This window comes from Streptosporangium nondiastaticum, assembly GCF_003011965.1.
Taxonomy (GTDB): Bacteria; Actinomycetota; Actinomycetes; order Streptomycetales; family Streptomycetaceae; genus Streptomyces; species Streptomyces nondiastaticus.
Map to the genome: position 1 here is coordinate 1 of NZ_PXWG01000216.1, position 7,073 is coordinate 7,073.

Sequence of the window (7,073 nt, forward strand, 5' to 3'; positions counted from 1 at the left end):
CGGCGGCGGCCGTGCGGCGCAGGGCGTGCCGGCGGCGCGCGGCGCGCGGGCGGCGGATGCGGCGCGTCAGTGTCTGCAGAGTCACCGGTCCCCCGCTCAATGCTTGAGGATCTTGGAGAGGAAGTCCTTGGCGCGCTCGCTCCGCGGCGCGGTGAAGAACTCCTCGGGGGCGCGGTCCTCGACGATGCGGCCGTCGGCCATGAAGACGACGCGGTTGGCGGCGGAGCGGGCGAAGCCCATCTCGTGGGTGACGACGACCATCGTCATGCCGTCCCGCGCGAGCTGCTGCATGACCTCCAGCACCTCGTTGATCATCTCCGGGTCGAGCGCGGACGTCGGCTCGTCGAAGAGGAGGGCCTTGGGCTCCATCGCGAGGGCGCGGGCGATGGCCACGCGCTGCTGCTGGCCGCCGGAGAGCTGGGCCGGGTACTTGTCCGCGTGCGCGAGCAGGCCGACGCGCTCCAGCAGCTCGCGCGAGCGCCGGTCCGCGTCCTCCCTGGAGCGCTTGCGGACCTTGAGCGGCGCCAGGGAGACGTTGGCGAGGACGGTCTTGTGGGCGAAGAGGTTGAAGGACTGGAAGACCATCCCGACCTCGGCCCGCAGCTTGGCGAGCTCGCGCCCCTCGTCGGGCAGCGGGTGGCCGTCGAGGAGGATCGTGCCGGACTCGACGGGCTCCAGGCGGTTGATGGCGCGGCAGAGGGTGGACTTCCCGGAGCCGGAGGGGCCGATGACGACGACCACCTCACCGCGGCCGACGGTGAGGTTGATGTCCTTCAGGACGTGCAGCTCGCCGTAATGCTTGTTGACATCACGCATTTCGATCAGGGGATCGACGGCCATACCCAGTCCCGCCCACTCTCCGCGCTCTTCCGGTCCACGCTCGCCATCCGCGCAAACTATTCCCCTCCATAGGGGACTTCAGCCATGACACGCATTCATATGGGCATTCGTGGCACATTGCCCGCCATTTGCCCTAGGTACACAGACCGGGCCTGGGTACCTAGCCTGAGGGGGACGGACCGGGGAACTCGGGGGAAGAGCTCGGGGGAAAGGAGCCGGGGGTGGGCGACAGCAGGCCCGTCTACCAGCGCATCGCGGACGATCTGCGCCGGAGGATCGACGAGGGCGGGCTCGCCGTGGGCGAGCGCATCCCCTCCCGCTCCGAGCTCAAGCGCACCTACGCGGCCAGCGACCAGACCGTGGACCGGGCGGTGCGCGTGCTGAAGGCCGCCGGCTACGCGGAGGGCCAGTTCGGCCGCGGCGTGTTCGTCACCGACCGGGCGCCGCTCGGCAGCCTGCTCCGGTCCACCGGGGCCGTCGACACCCCCTTCGCCGCCCAGATCCGGGGGTACGACCCGCCCCGCCCGCGCCAGGGCGAGCAGTCCGGCCGGTCGCCCGCGCCCGACGGCGGCACGGGCCGCAACACCACTCTTACGTGGGAAGCCTCGTCGACCGAAACCGCCGCCCCGGAGCGGATCGCCCAGCGGCTGCACATCGGCGCGGGCACGCGCGTGCTCTGCACCCAGTACGAGTACCTGGCCAACCGCCACCCCGTGCAGCTCGCCACGAGCTGGGAGCCGCTCGCCATCACCGAGGGCACGGACGTCGTCCTGCCCGAGCGCGGGCCCTACGCCCGGCGCGGGGTGCGCGGGCGGCTCGCGGCCATCGGGATCCGCGTCGTGCGGGCCCGGGAGCTGGTCGGCTCCCGGCCCGCGAGCACCCCGGAGGCCGAGGCGCTGGGCTGCGCCGCGGGCAGCTGCGTCACGGTCATCGAGCGCACGCACTTCGACGGCGACGGCCGCGCCGTGGAGACCTCCGACATCGTCGTCCGCGCGGACCGCTGGCGCGTGGAGTACGACATCGCGTTCACCAGCTGAGCTCACCGGCTGAGGGGCCCGGGCGTCAGCTCTCGGCGAGCTCCGCGTACAGCTGCGACAGCTCGGGCGCGCCGTCGGCCGCCCACGCCTGCCCCGCCTCGACCACGTCGACCTCACGGCCGTTGGCGAGCCGCACCACCGGCTGACCGTCGGAGCGGATCCACCACCCCGCGTCGCGGACCGTACGGATGACGACCGTGCCCAGGTAGAGGCCCGCGTCGTTGCCGAGCCAGGGCACCAGTTCCGGGTCGTCGCGCCAGCGCGGCTGCAGCTGGTCCAGGGCCTCCAGTGAGGCGGGCGAGTCGTCGAGCACCACTCCCGCGGACTGCGCGTGCGCGCGCAGCAGTTCGCACTCGGACAGCAGCTCCGCGAGCCCTTCCGGGTCCCGGTCGACCGCGCTCGACGGCGCCGCCCCGTGCCCCGGGCCGTGTCGCTTTCGCCAACTGTCCAAGAAGGGAATGTTCATACCAACAGGATCGCACTCGCACGGATGGCCCCACCACAGGCGCGCGGCTCCCGGCGTGACCGGATGGCCTCCTTGACGTTGCCCATATGTCTTCTTAGCTTCATGCAGCCACGTACCGAGCGGGGAACCGAGGGAGGCATGAGACGCATGCTCCGAACAGTGAAGCCGGACGGTGGACGGCACGGCGGACGGCACAGACGGTGGACGGCGGCGCGGGCGGCGGCCCGGGCCGCCGCGGTGGGGATCGCCGGCGCCGCGTGCGCCGTCGCTGCCGCAAACACCCCGGCGCTCGCCGCCGGCGGACAACCCGACGCACTGCCCGGCAGAGAGCCGCTCCCCCTGGAGCGGCTCTTCGACAGCAGGGCGGTCAGCGACGACGCCCGCCCCGGCGCGGCCGACTTCGACGGGGCGGGCAACTCCCTCTCCGCCCAGGACCTCGCGGCCGCCGGCTGGGCACCCGGCCGCGAACTCGCCTTCGACGGCGCCCGCCTGCACTGGCCCCGCCCCGCCGCGGGCAAGCCCGACAACGTCCGCGCCGCGGGACAGGCCGTGCGGCTCGGCGGCCGCGGCGAAGCCCTCACCTTCCTCGTCGCCGCGACGGCGAAGGGCGCACCCGGCGGCGACGCCACGGGCACGGGCACGGTGCGCTACCGCGACGGCTCCCGCAGCACGTACCGGCTGACGGCACCCGACTGGCGCCGCGGCCCCCTGACGACGAAGGCCGTCGGCCTGCCCCACCTCAACGCGCCTGGCGGGCGGCGCTCCGAGACCACCCGGCTGTACGCGGTGTCCGTGCCGGTCGCGCCCGGCCGCGAAGTCGACTCCGTGGTGCTCCCGCAGGACCCCGGGCCGGACAGCGACCTGCACGTGTTCTCCCTCGCGCTGCGCGGCGGCTCCCGCGGCTGGACCGGCACCTGGGCCGCGCCCGTCTCCGGCTACGCGGCCGTCGGGCCGTGGACGGACCGCACGCTGCGGCTGATCGTGCACAGCAGCACGGGCGGGCCCGCGACGCGGATCCGGCTGGAGAACACCTTCGCGCCCCGCCCCGTCCGCATCGGCCACGCCACGATCGCCCTGCAGGGCAAGGGCGCGGCCGCGGCGGGCGCACCCCGGGCCCTCGCCTTCGGCGGGCAGCAGGGCACGGTGATCCCCGCCGGCGCGCAGGCCTTCAGCGACCCGCTGGGCTTCCGGGTGCCGCCGGGCACCAATCTGCTCGTGAGCATCCACCTGCCCGGCAAGGTGCCGGCCGTGCCCGTGCACAGCTACACCAGCCAGGTCTCCTACCTGACCGGCGACGGCAGCGGCGACCGGACCGGCGAGCGCGGTGCCGGCGCGTACACCGGCACGCTCTCCACCTGGCCGCTGCTGACGGGCGTGGACGTGGAGGGCGGGCCAGGGTCCGTGGTGACCCTGGGCGACTCCATCACCGACGGCGAACGGTCGACGCCCGGCGCCAACGGCCGCTGGCCCGACCTGCTGGCGCGGCGGCTGCAAGCGCAGCACTCCCTGCCGCGGCTCGGGATCCTCAACCACGGCATCTCCGGCAACCGCGTGGTGACCGACCGCTATCCGGGCGACGGGACGAGCACCATCATGAGCGGCGTCAGCGCGCAGCACCGCCTGGAGCGGGACGTGCTGGCACAGACCTCGGCCCGTACGGTCATCGTCTTCGAGGGCGTCAACGACATCCGGTCCGGGACCTCGGCCGCGCAGGTCATCGCGGGCCTCGACGCCATCGCCGAGCGCGCCCACGAGCGCGGGATGCGGGTCATCGCCGCGACGATCGCGCCGTGCGGCGGCTTCTACGACTGCACGGCGGAGGCCGAGGCGCAGCGCGCGGCCATCAACCGGCACATCCGGGGCGGTGGCATCGCGGGCCGCGGCTACGACGCCGTGTTCGACTTCGACGCGGCGATCCGGGACCCGCAGCAGCCGGACCGGATGCTGCCGGCGTTCGACGGCGGCGACCACCTGCACCCCAACGACGCGGGCATGAAGGCCTTCAGCGACGCGATCGACCTGCGCGAGCTGGTCTGATCGCACCGCCCGTCACTCCGGGGCGCCCGTTCCCGGGCGCCCCGGGCTCACACGTCCAGGTCGACGACGACGGGGGCGTGGTCCGAGGCGCCCTTGCCCTTGCGCTCCTCGCGGTCGACGTACGCGTCCTGCTCGGCCTTCACGAACGGGGCGTTGCCGTAGACGAGGTCGATGCGCATGCCCCGGTTCTTGGGGAAGCACAGCTGGCGGTAGTCCCAGTACGTGTACGGGTGGTCGTACTTCAGCGGGCGCGGCACGACGTCGGACAGGCCGAGGTCGCGCAGGGCGCCGAGGGCCGCGCGCTCGGCCGGAGTGACGTGCGTGGCGCCCTCGAAGACGGCCGGGTCGTAGACGTCGTCGTCGGTCGGCGCGATGTTGTAGTCACCGAGGACCGCGAACGGGCGCTCGCCCTCCGCGTCCGCCGCGACGGCGTCCCGCAGGGCCTCCAGCCAGCGGAGCTTGTACGCGTAGTGGTCGTGGCCGACCTCGCGGCCGTTGGGCACGTAGACCGACCAGACGCGGACGCCCCCGCACGTCGCCGAGATCGCGCGGGGCTCCTGCCCGCCGTCGTAGTCCGGCCCGCCCGGCAGGCCGCTCACCACATCCTCAAGGCCCACCCGGGAGATCACCGCCACGCCGTTCCACCGGCCGGTGGCGTTCACCGCGGCCTCGTAGCCCAGCTCGCGCAGCTCCGCGTACGGGAAGGCCTCGTCGGCGCACTTCGTCTCCTGTATGCAGAGCACGTCCGTGCCGCTGCTCTCCAGCCAGGCCAGCAGCCTCGGGAGACGGGCGGTGATCGAGTTCACGTTCCAGGTGGCGATGCGCATGCGGCAACCCTAACGGCCGGGTCTGACAATCCCCGCGTTCAGAGGGTGACGGCCTCCCCGGGCGCCAGCCGGACGTGCTCCGCGCCGGCCCGGGCCGGCGTCAGCATCCGGTCGTAGACCGGACGGGCGAGGTCGGTGAGCAGCGCGTCGTGGACATCGATCGCCAGGCGCGGCGCGAGCTCCCGCACGTAGTCGATGACCTCCGAGATCTTGTTCCAGGGCGCCATGACGGGCAGCATCAGCGTGTCCACCGGCACGCCCGGCAGCGTCAGCGCGTCGCCCGGGTGGAAGACCGAACCGTCCACCAGGTAGCCCACGTTCGTGATCCGCGGGATGTCCGGGTGGATCACGGCGTGCAGCTGTCCGTGCACCTGCACGTCGAAGCCCGCCGCAGTGAACGCGTCCCCCTCCCCCACGATGTGCACCCGGCCCGGGAAGGCCGGGGCGATCTGCTCGGCGACGCTGCGCAGCGTCCACAGCTCCGCGGCCGGGTTCGCGTCGAGGGCCGCCCGCAGGCGGTCCTCCGCGAAGTGGTCCGGGTGCTCGTGGGTCACGAGGATCGCGTCCGCGCCGACGGCCGCGTCCTCCTCGCTGAAGGCGCCCGGGTCGATGGCGAGCGTGCGGCCGTCCTTCTCCAGGAGGACGCACGCGTGGCTCTTCTTCGTCAGCTTCAGGTTCGGCTCCATGGCCCCATACTGCTACGCCCTCGGGCCCGTCTCCTCGGCGATGACACGCTGCGCGACGGCGAAGGCGGCGCCCGCGGCGGGCAGGCCGCAGTAGACCGCCGCGTGCAGCAGCGTCTCCTTGATCTCGTCCGGGCCGGCGCCGCTGCGGAGGGCCGCGCGGGTGTACGGGGCGATGTCCTCGTAATGGCCGCGGGCCGTCAGCGCGGTCAGGGTGAGCAGGGCCCGGGTGCGGCGGTCCAGCCCGGGGCGGGCCCAGGTCTCGCCCCACGCGGAGCGGGTCACGAGGTCATGGAAGTCGGCGGTGAACGCGTCCCGGTCCGCTTCGGCCCGGTCCGCGCCCTCGTCGCCGAGGACGTCGCGCCGGAGCCGCCTGCCGCGGTCCAGGGCGTCGTGCCCGGCGTGCAGGTCCGCGGGCGGCGGCCCGAAGGCGCCGAACGGCTCGGCCGCGCCGGGCTCCGCCGCGGACGGTTCCGCAGCGGCCGGTTCCGCCGCCGGAAGCCCGGCGGATCCGAAGGCGTGCGCTCCGGGGCCGGGCGGCGGCCCGGGGGTGATGCGCACCGTCTCCGACGCGCCGGGGCCGGAGGGGATCCGCGCGGTGTCGCGGGTTCCGGGGGTACCGGAGGTACCGGGGTTGATCCGCACGGTGTCCGAGCCGTCCGCGCCGGGGGCACTGCCGCGCGCGCCTCCGAAGGCGGCACCGGCGGCGCTGCCCGGGCCGGATATGCCGGAACCGGGGGCGGAGGAGCTCGAGGGGTCCGCACCCGGGCCCGCGGGGCCGGGCGTGCCGGGCGTGCCGGGCGTGCCGGGCGTGCCGGGCGTGCCGGGACCGTAGCCCGGGGACCCGAAGGTCTGCGGCCCCGTGCCGGGGGCGGAGGATCCCGCGGGACCGGTCCCACTGGCCGCCGCGCCGGAGCCCGGGGCCCCGAACGCCTGCGGGCCCGTGCCGGAGGCGGACGACCCTGCGGGCTCGGGTACGCCGACCGCACCCGAGCCCGGAATTCCGAACGCCTGCGGCCCCGCGGGGCCGGGCACCCCGGCCGGGCCGGAGCCCGGGGCGAAGGCGCCGAAGCCGTCGCCGGTACGGCCGGTGGCCGCGGGGCCGTCCGTCCCGGCAGATCCGCTTCCCGGGGCGCCGAAGCCGCCGGACGCCGCGCCCGGAGTGCCGAAGCCGGCGCCGGAG

The 7,073-nt window shown here is 74.7% G+C and carries 7 protein-coding genes; 2 read left to right on the forward strand and 5 right to left on the reverse strand.

Annotated features, from left to right (window positions below; all coding sequences use genetic code 11):
• Positions 1 to 96: 96 nt before the first annotated feature.
• Positions 97 to 816, reverse strand: coding sequence for an amino acid ABC transporter ATP-binding protein (locus B7P34_RS34265; protein WP_435693995.1), 720 nt, complete (start codon positions 814 to 816; stop codon positions 97 to 99).
• A 245-nt stretch (positions 817 to 1,061) separates the two neighbouring features.
• Between B7P34_RS34265 and B7P34_RS34270 the strand changes: the two genes are divergently transcribed.
• A complete protein-coding gene (locus B7P34_RS34270; RefSeq protein WP_106682060.1) occupies positions 1,062 to 1,877 on the forward strand; it encodes a GntR family transcriptional regulator in 816 nt (271 codons plus the stop codon).
• Positions 1,878 to 1,902: 25 nt separating this feature from the next.
• On the opposite strand, the gene B7P34_RS34275 is transcribed toward B7P34_RS34270, so the two are convergent.
• Positions 1,903 to 2,343 (reverse strand): DUF6278 family protein, encoded by a 441-nt coding sequence (locus tag B7P34_RS34275; RefSeq protein WP_106682061.1) that lies wholly within the window; start codon positions 2,341 to 2,343, stop codon positions 1,903 to 1,905.
• 147 nt (positions 2,344 to 2,490) lie between these two features.
• Here B7P34_RS34275 and B7P34_RS34280 point away from each other — a divergent pair, with 147 nt between their 5' ends.
• Positions 2,491 to 4,380, forward strand: a complete 1,890-nt coding sequence (locus tag B7P34_RS34280; RefSeq protein ID WP_106682062.1) for an SGNH/GDSL hydrolase family protein — start codon at positions 2,491 to 2,493, stop codon at positions 4,378 to 4,380.
• Positions 4,381 to 4,427: 47 nt separating this feature from the next.
• Here the strand turns inward: B7P34_RS34280 and B7P34_RS34285 are convergent, their stop codons facing one another.
• The 3 genes from B7P34_RS34285 to B7P34_RS39085 form a co-directional block, all read right to left on the reverse strand.
• Positions 4,428 to 5,207, reverse strand: a complete 780-nt coding sequence (locus tag B7P34_RS34285; protein ID WP_106682063.1) for an exodeoxyribonuclease III — start codon at positions 5,205 to 5,207, stop codon at positions 4,428 to 4,430.
• A 38-nt stretch (positions 5,208 to 5,245) separates the two neighbouring features.
• Positions 5,246 to 5,893 (reverse strand): MBL fold metallo-hydrolase, encoded by a 648-nt coding sequence (locus B7P34_RS34290; RefSeq protein WP_223268537.1) that lies wholly within the window; start codon positions 5,891 to 5,893, stop codon positions 5,246 to 5,248.
• Between the two features lie 12 nt (positions 5,894 to 5,905).
• A partial coding sequence (locus B7P34_RS39085; RefSeq protein WP_223268538.1) for a carboxymuconolactone decarboxylase family protein occupies positions 5,906 to 7,073 on the reverse strand: 1,168 nt, incomplete at its 5' end.

Excerpts from the sequence above, each read along its gene's own strand:
- B7P34_RS34275 (WP_106682061.1), bottom strand. The coding sequence starts at position 2,343 with ATGAACATTCCCTTCTTGGACAGTTGGCGAAAGCGACACGGCCCGGGG.
- B7P34_RS34280 (WP_106682062.1), top strand. The coding sequence starts at position 2,491 with ATGCTCCGAACAGTGAAGCCGGACGGTGGACGGCACGGCGGACGGCAC.
- B7P34_RS34265 (WP_435693995.1), bottom strand. The coding sequence starts at position 816 with ATGCGTGATGTCAACAAGCATTACGGCGAGCTGCACGTCCTGAAGGAC.
- B7P34_RS34290 (WP_223268537.1), bottom strand. The coding sequence starts at position 5,893 with ATGGAGCCGAACCTGAAGCTGACGAAGAAGAGCCACGCGTGCGTCCTC.
- B7P34_RS34285 (WP_106682063.1), bottom strand. The coding sequence starts at position 5,207 with ATGCGCATCGCCACCTGGAACGTGAACTCGATCACCGCCCGTCTCCCG.